This window comes from Isoptericola sp. S6320L (genome assembly GCF_023015685.1).
Lineage (GTDB): Bacteria > Actinomycetota > Actinomycetes > Actinomycetales > Cellulomonadaceae > Isoptericola > Isoptericola halotolerans_A.
Window position 1 is genome coordinate 1 of record NZ_JALKAT010000014.1, and the last position, 20081, is coordinate 20081.

The 20081-nt window shown below is 74.2% G+C and carries 17 protein-coding genes; 9 read left to right on the plus strand and 8 right to left on the minus strand.

Annotation, left to right across the window (positions count from 1 at the left end):
* Positions 1-47: 47 nt before the first annotated feature.
* Positions 48-425: a thioredoxin gene (trxA, locus tag MWU57_RS09760; protein ID WP_106266591.1), complete on the minus strand. Its 378-nt coding sequence runs from the start codon at positions 423-425 to the stop codon at positions 48-50.
* A gap of 168 nt (positions 426-593) precedes the next feature.
* Here trxA and MWU57_RS09765 point away from each other — a divergent pair, with 168 nt between their 5' ends.
* Positions 594-1163, plus strand: a complete 570-nt coding sequence (locus MWU57_RS09765) for an NUDIX hydrolase family protein (protein ID WP_106266593.1) — start codon at positions 594-596, stop codon at positions 1161-1163.
* Positions 1164-1220: 57 nt separating this feature from the next.
* Here the strand turns inward: MWU57_RS09765 and MWU57_RS09770 are convergent, their stop codons facing one another.
* Together MWU57_RS09770 and MWU57_RS09775 are read right to left on the minus strand one after the other, a co-directional pair.
* Positions 1221-2867, minus strand: coding sequence for an ATP-binding cassette domain-containing protein (locus MWU57_RS09770; RefSeq protein ID WP_246908979.1), 1647 nt, complete (start codon positions 2865-2867; stop codon positions 1221-1223).
* 9 nt (positions 2868-2876) lie between these two features.
* Complete coding sequence (locus MWU57_RS09775) at positions 2877-3446, minus strand: NTP transferase domain-containing protein (RefSeq protein ID WP_246908981.1); 570 nt, start codon at positions 3444-3446, stop codon at positions 2877-2879.
* Positions 3447-3517: 71 nt separating this feature from the next.
* On the opposite strand from MWU57_RS09775, the gene MWU57_RS09780 reads away from it, so the two are divergent.
* The 8 genes from MWU57_RS09780 to MWU57_RS09815 all read left to right on the plus strand — a co-directional run bounded on the left by MWU57_RS09780 (position 3518) and on the right by MWU57_RS09815 (position 13359).
* On the plus strand, positions 3518-4648 hold the full coding sequence (locus MWU57_RS09780) for an XdhC family protein (RefSeq protein WP_246908983.1): 1131 nt from the start codon (positions 3518-3520) through the stop codon (positions 4646-4648).
* Positions 4645-6003, plus strand: a complete 1359-nt coding sequence (locus MWU57_RS09785) for an 8-oxoguanine deaminase (RefSeq protein ID WP_246908985.1) — start codon at positions 4645-4647, stop codon at positions 6001-6003. Before MWU57_RS09780 ends, MWU57_RS09785 begins: the two co-directional genes overlap by 4 nt.
* On the plus strand, positions 6003-6869 hold the full coding sequence (locus MWU57_RS09790; RefSeq protein ID WP_246908987.1) for an FAD binding domain-containing protein: 867 nt from the start codon (positions 6003-6005) through the stop codon (positions 6867-6869). The genes MWU57_RS09785 and MWU57_RS09790 overlap by 1 nt, the downstream gene beginning before the upstream one ends.
* On the plus strand, positions 6866-9679 hold the full coding sequence (locus MWU57_RS09795; RefSeq protein WP_246908989.1) for a molybdopterin cofactor-binding domain-containing protein: 2814 nt from the start codon (positions 6866-6868) through the stop codon (positions 9677-9679). The genes MWU57_RS09790 and MWU57_RS09795 overlap by 4 nt, the downstream gene beginning before the upstream one ends.
* A 106-nt stretch (positions 9680-9785) precedes the next feature.
* Complete coding sequence (locus MWU57_RS09800; RefSeq protein WP_246908991.1) at positions 9786-10895, plus strand: ABC transporter substrate-binding protein; 1110 nt, start codon at positions 9786-9788, stop codon at positions 10893-10895.
* 6 nt (positions 10896-10901) lie between these two features.
* Positions 10902-11750, plus strand: coding sequence for an ABC transporter ATP-binding protein (locus tag MWU57_RS09805; RefSeq protein ID WP_246908993.1), 849 nt, complete (start codon positions 10902-10904; stop codon positions 11748-11750).
* On the plus strand, positions 11750-12559 hold the full coding sequence (locus MWU57_RS09810; protein WP_246908995.1) for an ABC transporter permease: 810 nt from the start codon (positions 11750-11752) through the stop codon (positions 12557-12559). The genes MWU57_RS09805 and MWU57_RS09810 overlap by 1 nt, the downstream gene beginning before the upstream one ends.
* The gene (locus MWU57_RS09815) at positions 12556-13359 is read left to right on the plus strand and encodes an ABC transporter permease (protein ID WP_246908997.1); all 804 of its coding nucleotides are present in this window, start codon (positions 12556-12558) and stop codon (positions 13357-13359) included. The genes MWU57_RS09810 and MWU57_RS09815 overlap by 4 nt, the downstream gene beginning before the upstream one ends.
* A gap of 2 nt (positions 13360-13361) precedes the next feature.
* On the opposite strand, the gene MWU57_RS09820 is transcribed toward MWU57_RS09815, so the two are convergent.
* The 5 genes from MWU57_RS09820 to allB are packed head-to-tail and all read right to left on the minus strand — an operon-like array spanning position 13362 to position 20068.
* Positions 13362-14678 (minus strand): Zn-dependent hydrolase, encoded by a 1317-nt coding sequence (locus MWU57_RS09820; RefSeq protein ID WP_246908999.1) that lies wholly within the window; start codon positions 14676-14678, stop codon positions 13362-13364.
* Complete coding sequence (locus MWU57_RS09825) at positions 14678-15925, minus strand: alanine--glyoxylate aminotransferase family protein (protein WP_246909001.1); 1248 nt, start codon at positions 15923-15925, stop codon at positions 14678-14680. Before MWU57_RS09825 ends, MWU57_RS09820 begins: the two co-directional genes overlap by 1 nt.
* Entirely contained in the window at positions 15922-17556 is a 1635-nt protein-coding gene (locus MWU57_RS09830) for an AtzH-like domain-containing protein (protein WP_246909002.1), read from the minus strand. Before MWU57_RS09830 ends, MWU57_RS09825 begins: the two co-directional genes overlap by 4 nt.
* Positions 17553-18686, minus strand: coding sequence for an acetamidase/formamidase family protein (locus MWU57_RS09835; protein ID WP_246909003.1), 1134 nt, complete (start codon positions 18684-18686; stop codon positions 17553-17555). Before MWU57_RS09835 ends, MWU57_RS09830 begins: the two co-directional genes overlap by 4 nt.
* Positions 18683-20068 (minus strand): allantoinase AllB, encoded by a 1386-nt coding sequence (gene allB / locus MWU57_RS09840; protein WP_246909004.1) that lies wholly within the window; start codon positions 20066-20068, stop codon positions 18683-18685. Before allB ends, MWU57_RS09835 begins: the two co-directional genes overlap by 4 nt.
* Positions 20069-20081: the final 13 nt, after the last annotated feature.

The window sequence follows — 20081 nt, forward strand, 5'->3', positions numbered from 1 at the left end:
GCCGTCGGACCTGGTGTCCGGCGGCGGCCGTCGTGCGCCTGCGGGCGTCAGTTCTGCTGCTGGCCGTCGGACGCGGCGGCGATCTGCGCGCGCACCTCGTCCATGTCGAGACCCTTGACGGCCTCGACGACCTGCTTGAGCTGGGGAGCGGGCAGGGCGCCGGCCTGGTTGAACACCAGCACGCCCTCGCGGAACGCCATGAGCGTCGGGATCGCCGTCACGCCGGCGGCCGAGGCGATCTGCTGCTCCGCCTCGGTGTCGATCTTGGCGTGCACGACGTCGGTGTTCGCCTCGCTCGACGCCTCGAACACAGGCGCGAACTGGCGGCAGGGCCCGCACCAGGAGGCCCAGAAGTCGACCAGCACGATGTCGTTGTCCTTGATCGCCTGCTCGAACGTGGTGTCGGTCAGCTCGACGGTAGCCATGCGTAGTCCTCTCGTGGGGGTTTCCTCTCTGGCACAGCGCACGCACCCGCCCAGGTATTCCGCCGTCACCCGGCTGCCGCGCGCCGGGGCGGGCCGGCGTGGTCCACGTCACCACCACTGGCCCGCCAGCGCACGCCGCGACCGCCGTCAGGCTGGTAGAAACGAAGGGTGACCGACACCGCCGAGTTCCCTCCGGACGACGAGAACGACCACCCGACCGGGCCGGCCGGGTGGCTGACGCCCGAGGAGATCGCCGCCGTCAGGGCGCAGCTGCCGCTGGTGTACGTCGACGCCGTGCCCGTGCGGGTCGACGAGTCGGGCGACGTGGTCTCGGTCGGGCTGCTGCTGCGCGCCAGCCCGCTCGGCAGCATGACGCGTGCGCTCGTCACCGGCCGCGTCCTGTACCACGAGCGCGTCCGCGACGCCCTGCTGCGCCACATCGAGAAGGACCTGGGCCCCGTCGCCCTGCCGCAGGTGCCGACCTCGCCCCAGCCGTTCACCGTCGCCGAGTACTTCCCGACGCCGGGCATCACGCCCTTCCACGACCCGCGCCAGCACGCGATCTCGCTGGCCTACGTGGTGCCCGTCAACGGCGACTGCCGGCCCCAGCAGAACGCCCTCGACCTGGCCTGGCTCACCCCCGAGGAGGCGTGCAGCGACACCGTGCAGGCCGAGATGGTCAACGGCCAGGGCGCGCTGGTCCGTCAGGCGATGGCCCACGTCGGGCGTCTCGACTGACCACGTCGAGGTAGCGCACGGCCCGTCGAGGTAGCGCAGGGCACGTCGAGGTAGTGCTCACCCCAGGTCGAGGACGGGCCAGGCGGCCAGGTCGGCGCGCATCCGGCGGTCGTGCGTGGCGACCACGACGGCCGCCGACGTCCGCTCGAACGCGATCGTCAGCGCGTCGACCAGGTCCACCGACAGGTGGTTGGTCGGCTCGTCGAGCACCAGCAGGTGGGGCGCGTGCAGCAGCGCGAGCGCGATGTCGAACCGGCGGCGCTGGCCCACGCTCAGCTCCCGCAGGGGGCGGTCCAGCTCCTCCTCGGTGAGCAGGCCCAGCGCCGCCACGGGGACCAGGTGCTCCGGGTCCAGCTCGCCCCGGTCCAGCAGCGCGAGCGCCTCGGCCGCGTAGGCGTCGAACCCGGACTCCGACGAGCGCCGGGCGTCGGCGCCGCCGTCGGGCACCCTGCCCTCCTGCCCGACGACGCCGATCCGCACCCCCTCGCTGGAGGTCCTCGTCCCCCGCGCCAGAGGCAGGGTGCCGGCGAACGCACCGAGCAGGGTCGACTTGCCCGTGCCGTTGGGGCCGACGACGAGCAGCCGGCCCGACGGCGGCACCGCGAGCCGCGTGCCGGGCAGGTCGAGCCGCACCCCGCCGTCGGGCGACTCCACCCGCGGCGAGCGCAGGTCGACGAGCGGCTCGGCCGGGTCCCAGCCCGGCGACAGGGCGGGCAGGTCCGGGAAGGCGAGCTCCAGCGGCGGGGGCGGTACGTCGACCGCTTCGGCCTTCAGCTTCTCGACGAGCCGGTCGGCGGCCTTGACGTGGATGCGTGCGCGCGTCCCGCGGCGGTGCTTCTGGGACCCCTTGGGCGGACGCCACTCGTCCGAGAGGCCCTCGTAGGACCGGTCGAGCCGGAACGCGAGCTCGTCGGCGCGCTGCTGCTCGGTCCGGTAGCGCTGCTTCCACCGCTGCAGGGCCTGGTTCTTCGCGAACCGGTAGGAGAGGTAGCCGGGCTGCCCGTACAGCACCGGCACCCCGTCCATCGACGGGTCGAGGTCGAACACCGCGGTGACGACGTCGTCGATGAGCTCGCGGTCGTGCGTGACGAGGACGACGCCGCCGTGCCACCCGACCACCGTCTCGGTGAGGTAGTCCAGGCCGGAGTCGTCGAGGTGGTTGGTCGGCTCGTCGAGGAGCAGCAGGTCGGCCCGCTCCGCGAGCCGGCAGGCCAGCCGGACGCGGTAGCGCTGCCCGACGGACAGCGTCTCGAGCGCCCGGTCCCGGTCGCGGACGGCGCCGAGCCGGGTGAGCGCCTCGTCGACGCGGCGATCGGCGTCCCAGGCGGCGAGGTGCTCGGCGCGCGAGAGCAGCGCGCCGAGTGCGGCCAGGTCGCCCGACTCGTGGTCGAACGCCGCAGCGGCGGCCTCCAGGTCGGCGGCGAGCCGCCGTAGGTCGGCCAGCGTGGCGTCGACCAGGTCGCCCACCGTCACGCCCGGCGGCGCGGTGAGCTCCTGCTCCACCATCCCGACGGACCCGGTGCGTCGCACCTCGCCCGACGACGGTACGAGGTCGCCGGCGAGCAGGTGCAGCAGCGTGGACTTGCCGGACCCGTTCTCCCCGACCACGCCGAGCCGGACGCCCGCCGAGACCCTGAGGTCCACCCCGGCGAGGACGGGACGGCCGGGGTACGCGAACGCGAGATCGGTGGCGACGAGATGCACCGCACCAGGTTAGGCGCGGTCGACGTCCCGACCCGACCACAGGTCTCCGCACTCGACAGCCAGCGCGCCGTGGCCGGCCAGGTATCGGCCCGCTCCGGTGTCGCCGGCCAGCACGGCGCGTACCCCCGCCCAGTGCGCGCGACCCAGCAGCACGGGGTGTCCGGGGCGCCCGCCGTACACGGCGCGGGCCAGGACGTCCGCCGGCGTGGTCGCCACGCGCGCGGAGCGGTCGAGCACGCGCCGCACGGCTTCCGGCGACGCGTCGGGAGTGTCGACGGGCGTGAGCACCAGGGCGTCGGTGTCGCTCGTGGCGGCGGCGTCGAGGCCGGCGCGCAGGGTGGCGGCGAGCCCGTCGGCCCAGTCCTCCACGCCGAGCGCGCGGGCCGGCGGCGGCACCAGGGCGGCGACCTCGTCCCCGCGCGCGCCGACGGCCACCAGCACGTCGTCGCACCCGGCGTCCTGCAGCATCCGCACGGCGCGGAGCACCCAGGGTTCACCCGTCGTCGTGCGCGCCAGGCCCTTGGGTCCGCCGAACCGGGACCCTGCTCCCGCGGCGAGGACGAGCCCTTTCACCCGCACGGGCTCTCCCTTCGTTGCCGCGTCATCGCAGCGTAGCCCGCCGGAAACATGCTCTCGGCACACTTCAGTCCATGCTTGACATGGCGCGGGACCTGCTCCCCCTCGTGCGATCCGGGACGGCGGTCGCCACGGTGACGGTGGCACGCGTCGCCAGCAGCGCCCCGCGCGGGGTCGGCGCGGCGATGGCGGTCACCGGTGACGGCGCCGTGCTCGGGTCGATCTCGGGCGGCTGCGTCGAGGGCGAGGCCGTCGTGCTCGCCCACGCGGTCCTCGCCACGGGCCGGGCGCAGACCGCGCGGTTCGGGTTCGACGACGCCACCGCCCACGCCGCGGGCCTCGCCTGCGGCGGGCAGGTCGACGTCGTCGCCCAGCGGCTCGACCTCAGCGACACCCGCACGATGCGGGCGCTGGAGGACGCCGCGGCCGACCGGCACGCCGCCGTCGCCGTCGTCGTCTCCGGACCCGAGACCGGCCGCACGCTCGACGTCGCGACGGCCATCGACGCGACGGCGGCAGCCGCGCTCTCGGACCGCGCCAGCAGGCTGCTGCCCGGCGCGTCCCGGGGCGAGGACCTGCTCGTCCTGCTGCACGCACCCCGCGCCCGCCTGATCATCCTCGGCGCCGGTGAGCACGCCGCCGCACTGTGCCACGTCGGGGCGGCGGCCGGGTTCGCCGTGACCGTCTGCGACCCGTGGGAGACGCTGCTGACCACCGCGCGCTTCCCGGCCGCGGACCAGCTCGTGACCGCCCTGCCCCACGAGTACCTGGACCGGCTCACCGGGTCGGAGACCGACGCCCGCACGGCCGTGTGCGTCCTGACGCACGACGAACGCCTCGACGTCGCCGCGATCCGGCGCGCCCTGTCCCTACCGGTCGGGTTCGTGGGGGCGATGGGTGCCCGCGCCACGGTCGCCCGCCGCGCCGCACGGCTGCGGGACGCCGGTATCGACGACGTCGACCTCGCACGCCTGCACTCACCGCTCGGCCTGGACCTGTCCGGCTCCTCACCCGAGGAGACCGCGCTGTCGGTCCTGGCGGAGATCGTCGCCTCGCGGCACGGCGGCTCCGGCCGTCCGCTGCGCGAGGCGACCGGGCCGATCCACCGCGACCGGGTGACCCCGTCCCCCGCCGGCCCCGTCCCTCGCGACGGCGCGCTCCCCGACGGCTCCGCGCCGTCCTGCACCGGAGGTACCCGCCCATGACCCGCACCGTCCTCGAGAACGGCTACGTCGCCACCGTCGACGCCGCGCGCACCGAGCACGCCGTCGGCCACGTCGTGCTCGACGGCGGCGAGATCGTCGCCGTCGGTGCCGGCCGGGCGCCGGAGCACCTGCGGGCGGGCGCCGAGGTCGTCGACGCCTCCGGTTGCCTGGTCACGCCGGGGCTGGTCAACACCCACCATCACCTGTACCAGTGGCTGACCCGGGGGTACGCCCAGGACTCGATCCTCTTCGACTGGCTGACCGCGCTGTACCCGCTGTGGTCACGCATCGACGCCGGGCTGACCGGCACCGGCGCGGCTGGGGCGATGGCCGTGCTGGCGCGGTCGGGCTGCACCACCGTGGGAGACCACCACTACGTGTTCCCGCAGGGTTCCGGCGACATCGTCGGCGCGATCGTCGAGGCCGCGTCCCGCGTGGGCGTCCGGCTGCACGCCACCCGGGGGTCGATGGATCTCGGCGCGTCCCAGGGCGGGCTGCCGCCGGACTTCGCCGTGGAGACGACGGACGCGGCCCTCGCCGCGTCCGCCGAGGCCGTCGAGCGGTACCACGACGCCTCGCGGGACGCGATGGTCCGGGTGGCGATCGCCCCGTGCTCGCCGTTCTCGGTGACGCCGGACCTGCTGCGCGAGGCCGCGGTGCTCGCCCGGTCGCTCGGCGTGCGCCTGCACACCCACGCCTCGGAGACCGTCGAGGAGGACGCCTACTGCCTCGAGCACTTCGGTACGTCGCCGACGCAGTACCTCGAGGACCAGGGCTGGCTCGGCCCGGACGTGTGGATGGCGCACTGCGTGCACCTCGACGCCGCGGCGATCGGGCGGTACGCAGCCACCGGTACCGGCGTGGCGCACTGCCCGTCGTCGAACGGCCGGCTCGCGGCGGGCATCGCGCCCGTGCGGTCCCTGCTCGACGCCGGGGTCGCGGTGGGCCTCGGCGTGGACGGTGCCGCGTCGAACGAGTCGGGACAGCTCGGCGTCGAGATCCGCGAGTCCGTGCTCATGAACCGGCTGCGCACCGGAGCAGACTCGATGAGCGTGCGCGACGGGCTGCACGTCGCGACCATGGGCGGCGCCCGCGTGCTGGGTCGCCAGGACGAGATCGGCTCGCTCGAGGTCGGCAAGCTCGCCGACGTCGCCGTCTGGCGGGTCGACGGGGTCGAGCACGCCGGCATCCTCGACCCCGTCGCCGCGCTGGGACTGGGTGCCCTGCCCCCGCTGAAGCGCCTGTACGTGGGCGGACGCACCGTGGTCGAGGACGCCACGCTCGTCACGACCGAGGAGCCGAAGCTCGCCCACGAGGTGGCCCTCGCCTCGCGCGAGCTCGCCGAGCGGCTCTGATGGACATCACCTCCGTCACCGGGTTCCGCACGGCCCGCACCCGGGACGACCTCGCCCTCGCCCCGGGCGAGGTGTTCCTCGGTGGCGGCACCTGGCTGATGAGTGAACCGCAGCCCGGCACCACCGGGTTCGTCGACCTCACCACGCTCGAGTGGCCCGCCCTGGAGGTCCGCGACGAGGGCCTGCGCATCGCGGCGACCTGCACGATCGCGACGCTGCGCGCCTGGGCCGAGGGACGCGGGCCCGTCGCTGTCCCGGCCGACTGGTCGGCGGTGTCGATGATCCCCGTCGCCGCCGACGCCCTGCTGGCCTCCTTCAAGATCTGGAACACCGCGACCGTCGGCGGGAACGTCTGCCGAGCGTTCCCCGTGGCCGCGATGGTGTCGCTGGCCGTCGCACTCGACGGCGTCGCGGAGGTCTGGGCGCCCGACGGCCGGAGCCACCGCCTGCCGGTCGCCGAGCTCGTCACCGGCGCCGGGCGGACCGCGCTGGGACCCGGCGAGGTGCTGCGCGCGATCGAGCTGCCCGCCCACGCCCTGCGGTCCCGCGCCGGGCTGCGCAAGATCGCCCTGGCCGAGCTCGGACGCTCCGGCGCCGTCGTGACCGGCCGCCTCGACACGGACGGCGCCGCCGTCTTCACCGTGACGGCCGCCGTCGAACGCCCCGCCGTGCTGCGCTTCGCCGCGCTGCCCGACGCCGACACGCTCGCCGCCGCCGTCGGCGGCCTCGCGGGTTACTACTCCGACTCCCTCGGCGCGGCGGACTGGCGCCGCGGGGTGAGCGTCGTGCTCGCCGCACGTCTGCGGCGAGAGCTCGCCGGCCCCTCCGCCGACCACGACACCGAGGACCCCGAGGACCACGCATGAAGATCGACGTCAACGGCACCGTGCACGACACCGCGCCCCGTCCCGGGCAGTGCCTGCGCACCCTGCTGCGCGAGCACGGGCACACCGAGGTCAAGAAGGGCTGCGACGCGGGCGACTGCGGGGCCTGCGCCGTGCTGCTGGACGGCTCCCCGGTGCACTCGTGCGTCGTACCCGCCCCGCGGGCCGATGGCGCCCGCGTCACCACCGCCGCGGGCCTCGCCCCGGGTGGCGAGCTGCACCCCGTGCAGGAAGCGCTGATCGAGGAGTTCGGCTTCCAGTGCGGGTTCTGCACGCCCGGCATGAGCGTCACCGCCTCCTGCCTCACCGCCGACGACCTGCCCGACCTCGACCGGCGGCTCAAGGGCAGCCTGTGCCGCTGCACCGGCTACCGCCCGATCCGCGCGGCGATCCGTCACGCGCTGGGCGACGGCGGCGCGACCCCGCCGGGCGCGGACGGCCGGGCCGCGCAGGAGGGCGGGGCCGACGACGGCGGTCCCGCGGCCGGCGTCGGACGCTCCGTCTCCCCCGAGCCCGCCCGGCGCGTGGTCCAGGGGCGCGAACCGTTCACGTTCGACACACCGGAGGCCACCGGCACCCTGGTGCTGCGCGTCCTCGGGTCGCGCCATGCCCACGCGCGGATCAGCGCGATCGACACCGCCGCCGCCCGCGCGCTGCCCGGCGTCGTGGCCGTCCTCACCCATGCCGACGCTCCGCAGAAGCGGTTCTCCACGGCGCGCCACGAACACCGCACCGACGACCCCGACGACACCCGGGTGCTCGACGACACGGTTCGGTTCGTCGGCCAACGGATCGCCGCCGTGGTCGCCGAGACGGCCGAGATCGCCGACGCCGCGCTCGGCCTCATCGACGTGACCTACTCCCCGCTGCCGTCCGTGCTCGACCCGGAGGAGGCCCGGCGACCCGACGCCCCGGTGATCCACCCCGACCGACCCGCCGAGGCCCTGGCCGACCCCGACCGGCCGAACGTGCTCGGGAGCCTGCACGCCGGCATCGGCGGCGACGTCGGGGCGGCCCTCGCCGCGAGCGCCGTCACCGTCGGCGGCACCTGGCACACGGGCCGCGTGGCGCACGCCCAGCTCGAGACGCACGGTGCGCTCGGGCGGCTCGACGACGACGGACGGTTGGTGATCCGTTCCAGCACCCAGGTGCCGTTCCTCACCCGTGCCGAGATCGCCCACGTCTTCGACCTGCCGACGGAGCGCGTGCGGGTGTACGCCGCCCGGGTCGGCGGCGGGTTCGGCGGCAAGCAGGAGATGTTCGTCGAGGACCTCGTGGCGCTCGCGGTGCTCACCACGGGCCGGCCGGTGTCGTACGAGTTCTCGCGCACCGACGAGTTCCGGCGCGCGGCGCTGCGCCATCCGTTCCGGGTGGAGGTGACGCTCGGGGCGACGGCGGACGGGGTGCTGACCGCGATGCAGGTCGACGTGCTCAGCAACACCGGTGCGTACGGCAACCACGGCATCGGCGTGCTGTTCCACTCGGTGGCCGAGTCGATCAACGTCTACCGCTGCGCCGTGAAGCGCGTCGACGCCGAGTCCGTCTACACGAACGCGGTGCCCTCGGGAGCGTTCCGCGGGTACGGGCTCGGACAGGTGATCCTCGGTGTCGAGTCGGCGATGGACCTGCTCGCCCAGCGTCTGGAGATCGATCCGTTCGAGCTCCGCCGCCGCAACGCGGTCCGCGACGGTGACCCGCTGCTCACGGTCGACGACGAGCCCGAACCAGACCTGCGGTGGGGCAGCTACGGGCTCGACCAGTGCCTGGACCTGGCCCAGGACGCGCTGCGGCGCGGCAACGGGGTGGAGGCGCCGGCCGGCTGGCACGTCGGCGAGGGCATGGCGATCGCGTTCATCGCGGGCGCGGCCCCGGGTGGCCACCACGCGCACGCCTCGGCGTCGCTGCGACCGGACGGCACGTTCGCGCTCTCGGTGGGCACGGCCGAGTTCGGCAACGGCACCAGCACGGTGCACCGGCAGATCGCGGCGTCGACCCTGGCCGCGACGCCGGACCGGATCGAGCTGCGCGCCTCGGACACCGACCTGGTGGAGCACGACACGGGCGCGTTCGCGTCGGCGGGCACGGTGGTGGCGGGCAAGGCGCTCTCGCGCGCCTGCACGGCGCTTCGCGGTCTGATGGTCGACGTCGCCCGGCAGGTGACCGACGACGGTGCACCAGCAGCGGGGGCGGAAGCGCGGGCGGAGCTCACCGCCGAGGGCGTCCGGGTCGGCGAGCGGCTGGTCGGCTTCGCCGAGATCGTCGCTGCGGCGGGCGGCCCGGGCCACCAGGAGCTGACGACCCACGGCAGCGACGACGGCAAGGAACGCAGCCTGGCGTTCAACGTGCACGCGGTGCGGGTCGCCGTCGACCCGGACACCGGATCGGTGCGGGTGCTGCAGTCGGTGCAGGCCGCTGACGCCGGGTTCGTCATGAACCCCGCCCAGTGCCGCGGCCAGGTCGAGGGTGGCGCCGCGCAGGGTCTCGGCAGCGCCCTGTACGAGGAGGTGCTGCTCGACGAGTCGGGCGCCGTGGCCAACCCGGCGTTCCGGACCTACCGCGTCCCGCAGTCGGCGGACGTCCCGGACACCGAGGTCTACTTCGCGGACACCTTCGACGCGATCGGACCGTTCGGGGCGAAGTCCATGAGCGAGTCGCCGTACAACCCGGTGGCTCCTGCCGTCGGCAACGCGATCGCGCGGGCGATCGGCCGACGGCCGTACCGCCAGCCCTTCACCCGCGAGCGGGTGTGGCGGCTGGCCCAGGAGGACGCGGACATCCACGCCACAGGGTGAAGTGATCGCTTAACCGACCGGTAACGCCGTCACGCTCGGGGCGAAACGTCGGCTGGCTACGTTGCCGTTCGTCCCTGTCGGTCGAGGTCGAGCGGAGTTCCACCCCATGGCAGTTCACAGCACCCCTGCACGACGTGCCCGAGCCGGTGCCGTCGCCGCGATCGCCGTCGGCGCCCTCACGCTCGGCGCCTGCGCCGGCGAGGAGCCGGCCGCGTCCACCGCCGAGGGCGACGACGTGTCGTACGGCGAGATCAGCGTCCAGTACTCCTGGATCAAGAACGAGGAGTTCGCCGGCGAGTTCTACGCGGAGGAGAACGGCTACTACGACGAGGCCGGCTTCGACGAGGTCGTGGGGATCTCCGGCCCGGACACCGGCGTCGCCAAGCTCCTCTCCGGCACGGTCGAGGTGGCTCTCAGCGACGCCGCCTCCATCGGCGCCGCGATCGCCGAGCAGGAAGCGCCGCTGAAGATCATCGGTGCCACGTTCCAGAAGAACCCCTTCACGATCCTGTCGCTGGCCGAGGGTGCCGACATCTCCTCCCCGGAGGACCTGGTGGGCAAGACCATCGGCGTGCAGGACTCCAACGCCTCGGTGTTCGCCGCGCTGCTGAAGGCCAACGACATCGACGAGAGCGAGGTCACGGTCGTCCCCGTCGACTTCGACCCGACGCCCCTGATGAACGAGGAGGTCGACGGGTTCATGGCCTACCTCACCAACGAGGCCCTGACCGTCGAGCTCGCCGGCTACGACGTCACCAACCTCGCCTACGCCGAGAACGGCGTGCCGTACGTCGCCGAGACCTTCAGCGTCACCGACCAGTACCTGGCGGAGAACCGCGATCTGCTCAAGGCGTTCCTGACCGCCGAGATCAAGGGGTGGACGGACGTGTTCACCGAGCCGGCCGACGACACCGTCGCGCTCGTCGAGAAGTACTACAGCGCCGCGGCCAGCGAGTCCGAGGACGGCCTGGAGGCCGTCTTCGGTGCCCTCGACCCCGAGAAGACGGCGATGGGCCTGGAGGCCGAGAAGGAGCTCATCTCCACCTCCGAGACCGAGGCGAACGGCCTGTTCACCATCTCCGAGGAGCTCCAGCAGGAGACGGTCGACTCGCTCGCCGCCGCCGGGTGGGACGTGAGCACCGACGAGCTCTTCGACACCTCCATCATCGACGAGATCTACGCCGAGCAGCCCGACCTCGTCGACTACCTCCCGTAGGGAACCATGAGCCACGACACCACGTCGAGCGCCCTCTCCCCGGGGCTGCCGCAGGAGCCTGCGGCAGCCCCGGGGGGCACGGGCATCCACATCGACGGCCTGACCAAGACGTTCCGCACCGGTCGCCGCGAGGCCGTGACCGCACTGCAGGACGCCCACCTGCACACCGAGAAGGGCTCGTTCCTCGCGCTCCTCGGGCCGTCCGGGTGCGGCAAGTCGACGATCCTGCGGGTGCTCGCCGACCTCGAGCACCCGACGTCCGGCGAGGTGTTCGTCGACGGCAAGACCCCGGCACAGCTGCGGCGGGACAGCGAGCTCGGCATCGCCTTCCAGGACCACGCGCTGCTGCCCTGGCGCAGCGTGCTGACCAACATCCGCCTCGTCTTCGAGATCGCGGGCCGCACGGTCGACAAGGCCTACGTCGACGAGCTCGTCCAGCTCGTCGGGCTGACCGGCTTCGAGAAGGCCAAGCCGGCCCAGCTCTCCGGCGGCATGCGCCAGCGGGTGTCCATCGCCCGCGCCCTGGCGCTCAAACCGTCGGTGCTGCTGCTCGACGAGCCCTTCGGCGCGCTGGACGACATGACACGGCAGAGCCTCAACCTCGAGCTGCTGCGCATCTGGACCGAGAAACCGGCCACCACACTCCTGGTCACGCACGGCATCTCCGAGGCGATCTTCCTCTCGGACCGTGTCGCGGTCATGTCGGCCCGCCCCGGGCGCATCAAGGAGATCATCGAGGTGGACCTCCCCCGCCCCCGCACGCCCGAGATGATGCGGACCCCCGAGTTCCACGCGCTCGTCGACCGGGCGTCCGAGATCCTGTTCGGCACACGCGGCGCTGCTGCGGAGGTCTGATGCCACAACGCACCCGCATCCCCGGCTGGCTCGCCGGTCTCATCGGCGCCGTCGCCCTGATCGGCGCCTGGTGGGTCTTCTCCGCCACGATCTTCCAGCCCCCGCCCGGGACCACGTTCACGCCGGTCCCCTCGCCGTGGGTCGTGTTCGCCACGATCGCCGACGACGGCCTGGCTGCCTACCGCGGGGTGTTCTCGGTGACGATCACCGAGGCGCTCATCGGCTTCGCGTGGGGCAACGGCGTCGCGCTGCTGCTCGCCGCGACCGTGCTGCTGGCGCCTCGCATCGAGACCGTGGTCACCCAGATCGCCGTGGTCAGCTACTGCCTGCCGGTCGTGGCCGTCGGCGGCATCGCGATCGTCGTCCTCGGCGGGGCACCGCGGCCCGGCGAACCCAGCGCGACGGCGATCTTCCTCGCCGCGCTCGCCGTGTTCTTCACCACGGTCGTCGGCGCGCTGCTCGGCTTCAAGTCCGCGGACTCCGCGAGCCTCGACGTCGTGCGGGTGTACGGCGGCACCCGGTTCACCCAGCTGCGCAAGGTACGGATCGTCGCCGCGACCCCCGCGATCCTCAACGCTCTGCAGATCGCCGTCCCCTCGGCGTTCCTGGGCGCGGTGCTCGGGGAGTACATGGGTGGGATCGACCAGGGAGTCGGCATCACGCTGATCCGGCTCCAGGGCGAGCTCGACTCGCCCCGCGTGTGGGCCGTGTTCCTGCTCACCGCCGCCGTCGCCCTCGTCGGCTACGGCATCGTCGGCCTGATCTCACGACTGGCCACCCCGTGGGTGGCGGGACGGAGCACCTCATGAGCGCCGTGTCCTGGCGCCCCGTCGGCCGCGCCGTCGTCAACGCCCTGCTGACCTTCGCGATCGTCCTGGCCCTCTGGTGGGCCGTCGTGAACCTCACGGGGATGTCGCCCTACGTCGCGAAGGGACCGGGGCAGGTGTGGGAGTTCCTCGTGGCGGGCGAGGACGCCGCGGCGAACCGGGCCGACCTGACGCCCCTGCTCGTGCGCACGCTGCAGGACGCCGCCCTCGGCTTCGTCGCGGGCATGGGGGTCGCCGGCGTGCTCGCCGTGACGTTCTCGCTGTCCCGCACGGTCGAGGCGGGCGTGATGCCCCTGGCTCTCCTGCTGCGCGCGATCCCCCTCGTCTCCATCGCGCCGGTGATCATCCTCATCACGGGCCGCGGGACCCAGGCCTCGGTCGCCGTCATCGGCTCGATCGTCGTGCTGTTCCCCGCCCTGGCCTCGATCCTCTTCGGTCTCAACCGGGCGAGCGGGCAGAGCCTCGACCTCGTGCACGTCTACGGCGGCACCCGCCTGACCGCGATGCGCAAGGTCAACGTCCCCGGCGCGCTGCCGTCGCTGTTCGCCGCGGCGCGCGTCTCCGTCCCGGGAGCGGTCACCGGTGCGCTGCTCGCCGAGTGGCTGTCCACCGGCACCGGCATCGGCGGGTCCATCGTGAAGTTCACGGCGTCCGCCCGCTTCGACGACCTGTGGGCCTCCGTCGCGCTCATCACCATCGTGACGCTGCTGCTCTACAACCTGGTCCAGGTCATCGAGAACGTGGTGCTCTCCCGGATGGCGATGACGACGGCGCAGCGCTGACCTCAGCCGCGGGCGGCCGCGAGCTGCAGCACCGCCTCGGCGAGCGCCCGGGTGCCGGAGGCGACGTCCGCGGCGGAGACGTCCTCGTCCGGGTGGTGACTGATGCCGTCGGGGTTGCGCAGGAACAGCATGCCGACGTCGGCCACCGCGCCCAGGGCCATGGCGTCGTGGCCGGCTCGGCTGAAGATCGTGGCCGGGCCGTCGACGCCACGGTCCAGCGTGGAGACGATGCCCTCGCGCACGGCGTCCTGCAGCAGGGGCGCGCAGAACACCGCGGGGGCGCTGTGGATCTCGCGGGCCCGCCAGCGCAGACCGCGGCGTCCCATGATCGTGTCGAGCTCGCGCTCGATCGCGCCCCACACACGGTCCCGATCGCCGTCGAGCTCGCCGCGCAGGTCGAGGCTGAGGTGCGCCTCACCGGGGACCACGTTCACGGCGCCCGGGTAGGTCTCGAGCTGTCCGACGGTGCCGATCATGTGGTGCTCGGCGCGGCAGATCCGTTCGACCGCCAGGGCGGCCTCGCTGGCTCCCAGCAAGGCGTCGCGACGGCGGTCGTACGGCGTGCCGCCGGCATGGCGCGCTTCCCCTTCCACGACGAGCTGGAACCGCCGTGCCGACGCGATCGAGGACACGACGGCGAGGGACTCGCCGCGTTCGTCGAGCTCCGGTCCCTGCTCGATGTGGGCCTCGAGGTAGCCGGCGAGCTCCTCGGGGCGGCGCGCCGCCTCCCCGACGCGGGCCGGGTCGAGGCCGAACCCGACGAACGCCTCGTGCAGCGTGACGCCGTCGTCGTCCGTCAACGACCACCAGTCGGGGTCCCAGGTCCCCGCGACGGCGGACGACCCGAGCAACGCCTTGCCGAAGCGGGTGCCCTCCTCGTCCGAGAAGGCCACGACCTCGAGCGCGAACGGCAGCGGGGACCGCCAACCCGTCCCGTCGGGGCAGGGCGCGCGCAGCATGCGCACGACCTCCAGCCCCATGAGCACGCCGACGATCCCGTCGTACCGCCCGGCGTCGGGCACGGTGTCGAGGTGCGAGCCGAGCATCAGCGCGGGCACGTCGGGATCCGGTGTCCCGGACGGGGTGACGCGGTCCAGCCGCCCGACCTGGTTGCCGGCGGCATCCTGGCGCGTGGTCATGCCGACCTCGCGCATCCACCGCGCGGCGAGCCGGTTCACGCGGGCGTGCTCCTCGGAGAGGTAGACACGTTCGATGCCGTCGTCCGTGGCGGTCACCCGTGCCAGCTCGTCGCAGCGGTCCATGACCCGCCGGGCGGCGGCGGCGACGGCGCCCGGGTCGGTCCGCAGCAGCGCGGCCATCACGCCCCCCGGTAGACGTCGGCGGCGGCCTCGGTCCCGCCCCCGGCGGGCACGGTGCACCCGAACCTGCGCAGCACCACCTCGAGCGCGGCCAGCGTGGTCAGGACCGCGTCCTGGCGGGCGTTGTAGCCCATGGTGCCGATGCGCCACACCCGCCCGTGCAGCGGGCCGAACGACGTGCCGATCTCGATGCCGAAGTCGGTCAGCATCGCTGCGCGGGCGGCGTCGCCCGGCACACCCTCGGGGATCTCGACGGCGACGACGTTGTGCATCTTGTGCGCGACGTCGCCGAACACGTCCAGCCCGAGCCCCCGCACGCCGGCGAGCATCGCGTCGCCCGCGAGCCGGTGCCGCTCGACGACGGCGTCACGCCCCTCGCCGACGACGACCCGGGCGCACTCGCGTGCCGCGTACAGCATGGAGGTGGCCTCGGTGTGGTGGTTGAGGCGGCGCGGGCCCCAGTAGTCGAGGATCATGCCGAGGTCGAAGTAGTTGGACCGCACGAAGTCGGTCGCGTCCGGGTCGCCCTCCTCGCGGATGCCGGCCTCGACGCGCTTGCGCGACTGCACGACCTCGACGGCCCGCGGCGACAGCGTGATCGGCGCGGAGCCCGAGGGCCCACCGAGGCACTTCTGCAGGCCGGCCGTGGCGGCGTCGAGCCCCCACGCGTCCGCCTCGAACGGGTTACCGCCCAGGGAAGCGGTCGCGTCGGAGTAGAACAGCACGCCGTGCCGGGCGCACAGCGCCCCGATCTCGTCGAGCGGCTGGTTCATCGTGGTCGACGTGTCGCCCTGGACGAGCGCGAGCAGCGTCGGGCGGACACGCCGGATCGCCTCCTCGATCACCGAGACGGGGAACACCTGCCCCCACGGCACCTCGATGGTGTGCACCTCGGCCATCGCGCGCTCGGCGACCTCGGCGAGCAGCAGCCCGAAACGGCCGAACACCGGCACGAGCACCCGGTCCCCCGGACGCACCAGCGAGACGACGGCGGCCTCGATCCCGGCGCGCGAGGTGCCGTCGACGAGCACGGTGGCGTCGTTCGTCGTGCCCCACACCTGGCGGTACAGCTCCTGCGTCTCGGCCATCGACGCGGTCATGAACGGGTCGTACTGGCCGACCAGCGGCGCCGACATCGCGCGCAGCACGCTGGGGTAGGCGGACACCGGCCCGGGCCCCATGAGGAGACGGGTCGGGGGATCGATCGGCCCGGGCAGACTCGATCCGGGCACGCTGGTACCGGTCATGCGGGGAGACCTCCGGTCGTGGTGGTGGTGTCCGTGGCGGGGCCGAGGGCGCGGGCGAGGCGACGGGCCAGGCGGACGAGGGCGACGTCGGCCCCCGCACGCGCGACGAGACTCACGCCCACGGGGGCGGCGCCGAGCGGCGAGATGACGGTGAGCAGGGGGACGGACAGTGCCGGCAGGCCGGCGACGGCCGCCGGAGTGGTCAGGCGCAGGGTCGCGGCGCGGACGGCATCGACCTGGTCGCCGCCGCCGGCACGCGACGGCGCCGGGCCCGGCACGGTGGGCAGGAGGAGGACCGCGTCCTCGACGATCCCGCGCAGCAGGTCGCCCCGGGGCGTCAGGGCCGCCCGGGCATCGGCCTCGTCCTCGGCCGTGATCCGGGCGGCGGCACGGAACCGTTCGGCCACGGCGGGTCCGAGCGCCCCCGGGTGCTCCTGGATCCACGGGCCGTGGTGGCTCCACGCCTCGGCACCCTGGACGGTGCGGAAGGCCGTCAGGTAGGCGTCGGGGTCCCCGATCGAGACGGTGCCGAGCTGCGGCGCCTCGGCGGTCTGCGCGAGCGTGTCGAGCATCTGCTCGAACGCCGCGCGGGTCTCCGGCTCCGCCAGCGCGAGCAGCTCGGTGGGCACGACGAACCGCCAGGGCACGTCGTGGCCGGAGTCGCCGTCCACGCTCTCGGCGGCCCGCGCTCCGGCATCGCCCAGGCACCAGTCGACGACCCGCTGCAGCGCATCGCCGTCGCGGGTGAGCCAACCGACGGTGTCGAACGACGGCGCCAGCGGGAGCAGCCCCTGGCGTGGCACCAGGCCGTGCGTCGTGCGCAGCCCCCACAGGCCCTGGTAGGACGCCGGTACCCGCACCGATCCCGCGGTGTCGGTGGCCAGGCCGATCTCGGCCTGGCCGGTCGCGACGGCGGCTGCCGGCCCGCTGGAGGAGCCACCGGGCAGCGCACCGGGCAGCGCACCGTGGGGCGGGGTGCCGTAGTGGGCGTTGTCGCCGGCGATCGAGTACGCGAACTCGTCGGTCCGCGCGATGCCGCGCACCACCGCGCCGCCGCGCAGCAGGTCGCTGACCGCAGGAGCCGTCGAGGTCTCCGGGCGGCGGCCGTCCAGGTAGGTGGGGTTGCCGGCGCCGACGGGGTGGCCCGCGATCGCGAAGAGGTCCTTGACCGCCACGGCCAGTCCGGCCAGCGGGCCGTCCGACGCGCCGGGGACGAGCGGGTCGCCGACGGTGCGCCAGATCCGCCGGTCGAGCGCCGCCGCCCGGGGGGTGACGTGCGCGGCCGTGATGCGCCAGGAGCCGTCCGTGCGCTCCCACACCTGCGTCTGCAGGCCGGTGCCGCCGGCGTCGTAGCGCGACACGGAGACCAGCAGGGCGACGTCGGGCCCCAGCTCGCGGTACTCGATGCGCTCGATGTGTCGTGGCGGCACTCCCCCACGGGTGCCGCGGAACGCGGAGATCGCCGCATGGCCCACGAGCAGCCCGGCGCCGTCGCCGCGCATCGTGGCCTCCCCGGGGGCGAAGGCGGCGTCGAGGTGGTCGAGGTCGTTCGCGACGACCGCCGCCTCGTAGCGCGTGAACGCCGCGAACAGGTCGGCCGGCACGGCGTCGGCGCCCATGGTGCCGTTCACGCCCCGCTCCCGTCGCTCGGGTCTCCGGAGCGGTCGGCATCGCCGACGGGCACGCCGTCGAAGTCGGACTCGCGGATGCGGGCGTGGACACCGCAGACGACGTCGACCACCTGGGAGATGTCGAAGTCGGTCGCCGCGCTGAGATACGCGTAGGCCAGGTGCTCGTCGAGCCCCCACCGCGCCCGTAGCAGCGCGACGGCGGCACGCACGGCCCGGCGCATCGCCTCGTCGAGGTCCTCGTCGAGCCCGGTGGGCACGAGGTAGCCGCCGGCGCGCGCCAGCGGCCCGGTGACCTCCCCGAACTCTGCGAGCGCCTCCGCCCGCGGGACGACGTCGAACCGCAGCGTCGCGCGCAGCGACGCCTCGAGCGCGGTGAGCGCCACCTCGCCGTCGCCCTGGGCGAAGTGCGGGTCGCCGACGTAGACGAGCGCGCCGTCGACCTGCACCGGCAGGTACAGCTCGGCGCCCTCGACGAGCAGGTTGATGTCGATGTTGCCGCCGTGCGGGCCGGGCGGCACGGAGTGCGGCCGTTCGTCGCCGGGCACGGCGACGCCCATGATCCCCAGGAACGGCGCGAGCGGGAACTCGACGTCCCGCGGGCCGCCCTCGGTCACGGGCAGCGTGCCGACGAGCCGTCCGTCGCGCGCGGCGACGGGACAGAACACGCTGACGTTGCCTGCCCCGCGCGGCAGCTCGCCCGCGAGCGCCCCCTTGCCGTGCCGGTTGGAGACGACGCCGTAGGGCACCCGGGGTGCGAGACGTTCGACGGTGATGCGCAGCAGGTCACCAGGCCGCGCGCCGGTGACGTGGACGGGGCCGGTGACGAGGTGCGGGCCGTCTCGGTCCGGGTCGCGGGCGAGCTCGGTGGCGATCGTGACGGCGTCGTCCAGCACGGCCTCCGGCGGCACGCCGTGGGCGGCGAAGTAGGCGCGTGGATCCTTGCCCTGGTCCTCGAGGAGGCCCTCGTGGCTCACGGTGTCGAGACAGACCGACTCGCCGGGCAGGATCGTCAGGACGGGGGCGTCGGCCGCGCAGGGCAGTCGTCCCCAGGTCACCGTGCGGGGTGTGGCGGGCAGGTAGTGGTCGCCGGGCCGCTCGCCGTGGCCGGGCTGCAGGATCGGTGTCGTCATGCCGCGACTCCCGTCCGCGCGGTGAGCAGCCGTCCGGCCGGCGGGCCGGTGACGCCGTGCGCGTCGGAGTACACCTGCTGCCCGCGCAGCCACGTGCGGCGGACGCGGCCGCGCAGCGCCCGGCCGTCGTAGGCGGTGAGCGGGTTCTTGTGCAGCAGGGCGCGCGCGTCGACGACGAACCGGTCGTCGACGCCGAGCTCGGTCAGGTGGGCGGGCGCCCCGGGTGCGATCGCTCCGAGGCCCTCGAGCCCCGCGACGCCCGCAGGCCCGGTGGTGAACCAGGGCACCACGGTCTCCAGGTCGATGCCGCGGGTGCGGGCCTCGGTCCACACGGCCGACAACCCGACCTGGAGACCGGAGATCCCGCCCCAGGCGAGCCCGAAGTCACCGTCGCCGGCCTGCTTGCGCTCCACGGTGGAGGGCGAGTGGTCGGAGACGACGGCGTCGACGGTGCCGTCGAGCAGGCCCTCCCACAGCAGGTCGCGGTTGGCGGTGTCGCGGATCGGCGGGCAGCACTTGAACTCGGAGGCGCCGTCGGGGATCTCCTCGGCCGTCAGGGTGAGGTAGTGCGGGCAGGTCTCCACGGTGAGGTCCACGCCGTCGGCCCGGGCGGCGCGGATCGCGGGCAGGGACCCCGCGTCGCTGAGGTGCAGGATGTGCGCGCGGGCACCGTGGCGGCGGGCGGCGGCGACGACGGCCGCGACGGCGGCGGCCTCGCTCGCCGGGGGCCGGGAGCGCAGGAACCCGTCGTAGGCGCGGCCGAGCGCGCCGTCGCCGTGGATCAGGGCCGGATCCTCGGCGTGCACGATGAGTCGCGAGCCGAGGCGCGCGACCTCGGCCATGGCCGCGTCGAGCCCTGCGAGGTCGAGGTGCCCGAACTCCGCCACGCCGGACGGGGCGAGGAAGCTCTTGAACCCGTAGACCCCGGCCTCGTGCAGCCCGGTGAGCGAGCCGAGGTTCTCGGGGACGGCGCCGCCCCAGAAGCCGACGTCGACGAGCGCGGCGGGAGCCGCCACGGCCTGCTTGGTCGCGAGCGCCGCGACCGTCGTGGTGGGCGGCAGCGAGTTGAGCGGCATGTCGACGATCGTGGTGACACCACCGGCGGCCGCGGCGGCGGTGGCCGTCCCGAACCCCTCCCACTCCGTGCGGCCCGGGTCGTTGACGTGCACGTGGGAGTCGACGAGCCCCGGCAGCAGCACGGCGTCGCCGGGCACGCGGAGCTCGTGCGCACCCGGCACGGCGGCCTCCTCGGAGAGCACGTCGACGATCCGACCGTCCTCCACGACCACCGCCGCGGGCCGGAACGCACCTCCGACGAAGGCCCTCTCGGCGCGGACGACCTGACGAGGTCCGGTCATGGCGGCGTTCGTGGCGACGTTCATAGGGCCACATCGT

Coding starts and splice junctions, on each gene's coding strand:
- MWU57_RS09810 (WP_246908995.1), top strand. CDS start 11,750: ATGCCACAACGCACCCGCATCCCCGGCTGGCTCGCCGGTCTCATCGGC.
- MWU57_RS09780 (WP_246908983.1), top strand. CDS start 3,518: ATGCTTGACATGGCGCGGGACCTGCTCCCCCTCGTGCGATCCGGGACG.
- MWU57_RS09785 (WP_246908985.1), top strand. CDS start 4,645: ATGACCCGCACCGTCCTCGAGAACGGCTACGTCGCCACCGTCGACGCC.
- MWU57_RS09795 (WP_246908989.1), top strand. CDS start 6,866: ATGAAGATCGACGTCAACGGCACCGTGCACGACACCGCGCCCCGTCCC.
- allB (WP_246909004.1), bottom strand. CDS start 20,068: ATGAACGTCGCCACGAACGCCGCCATGACCGGACCTCGTCAGGTCGTC.
- MWU57_RS09800 (WP_246908991.1), top strand. CDS start 9,786: ATGGCAGTTCACAGCACCCCTGCACGACGTGCCCGAGCCGGTGCCGTC.
- MWU57_RS09805 (WP_246908993.1), top strand. CDS start 10,902: ATGAGCCACGACACCACGTCGAGCGCCCTCTCCCCGGGGCTGCCGCAG.
- MWU57_RS09820 (WP_246908999.1), bottom strand. CDS start 14,678: ATGGCCGCGCTGCTGCGGACCGACCCGGGCGCCGTCGCCGCCGCCGCC.
- MWU57_RS09815 (WP_246908997.1), top strand. CDS start 12,556: ATGAGCGCCGTGTCCTGGCGCCCCGTCGGCCGCGCCGTCGTCAACGCC.
- trxA (WP_106266591.1), bottom strand. CDS start 425: ATGGCTACCGTCGAGCTGACCGACACCACGTTCGAGCAGGCGATCAAG.
- MWU57_RS09835 (WP_246909003.1), bottom strand. CDS start 18,686: ATGACGACACCGATCCTGCAGCCCGGCCACGGCGAGCGGCCCGGCGAC.
- MWU57_RS09825 (WP_246909001.1), bottom strand. CDS start 15,925: ATGACCGGTACCAGCGTGCCCGGATCGAGTCTGCCCGGGCCGATCGAT.
- MWU57_RS09790 (WP_246908987.1), top strand. CDS start 6,003: ATGGACATCACCTCCGTCACCGGGTTCCGCACGGCCCGCACCCGGGAC.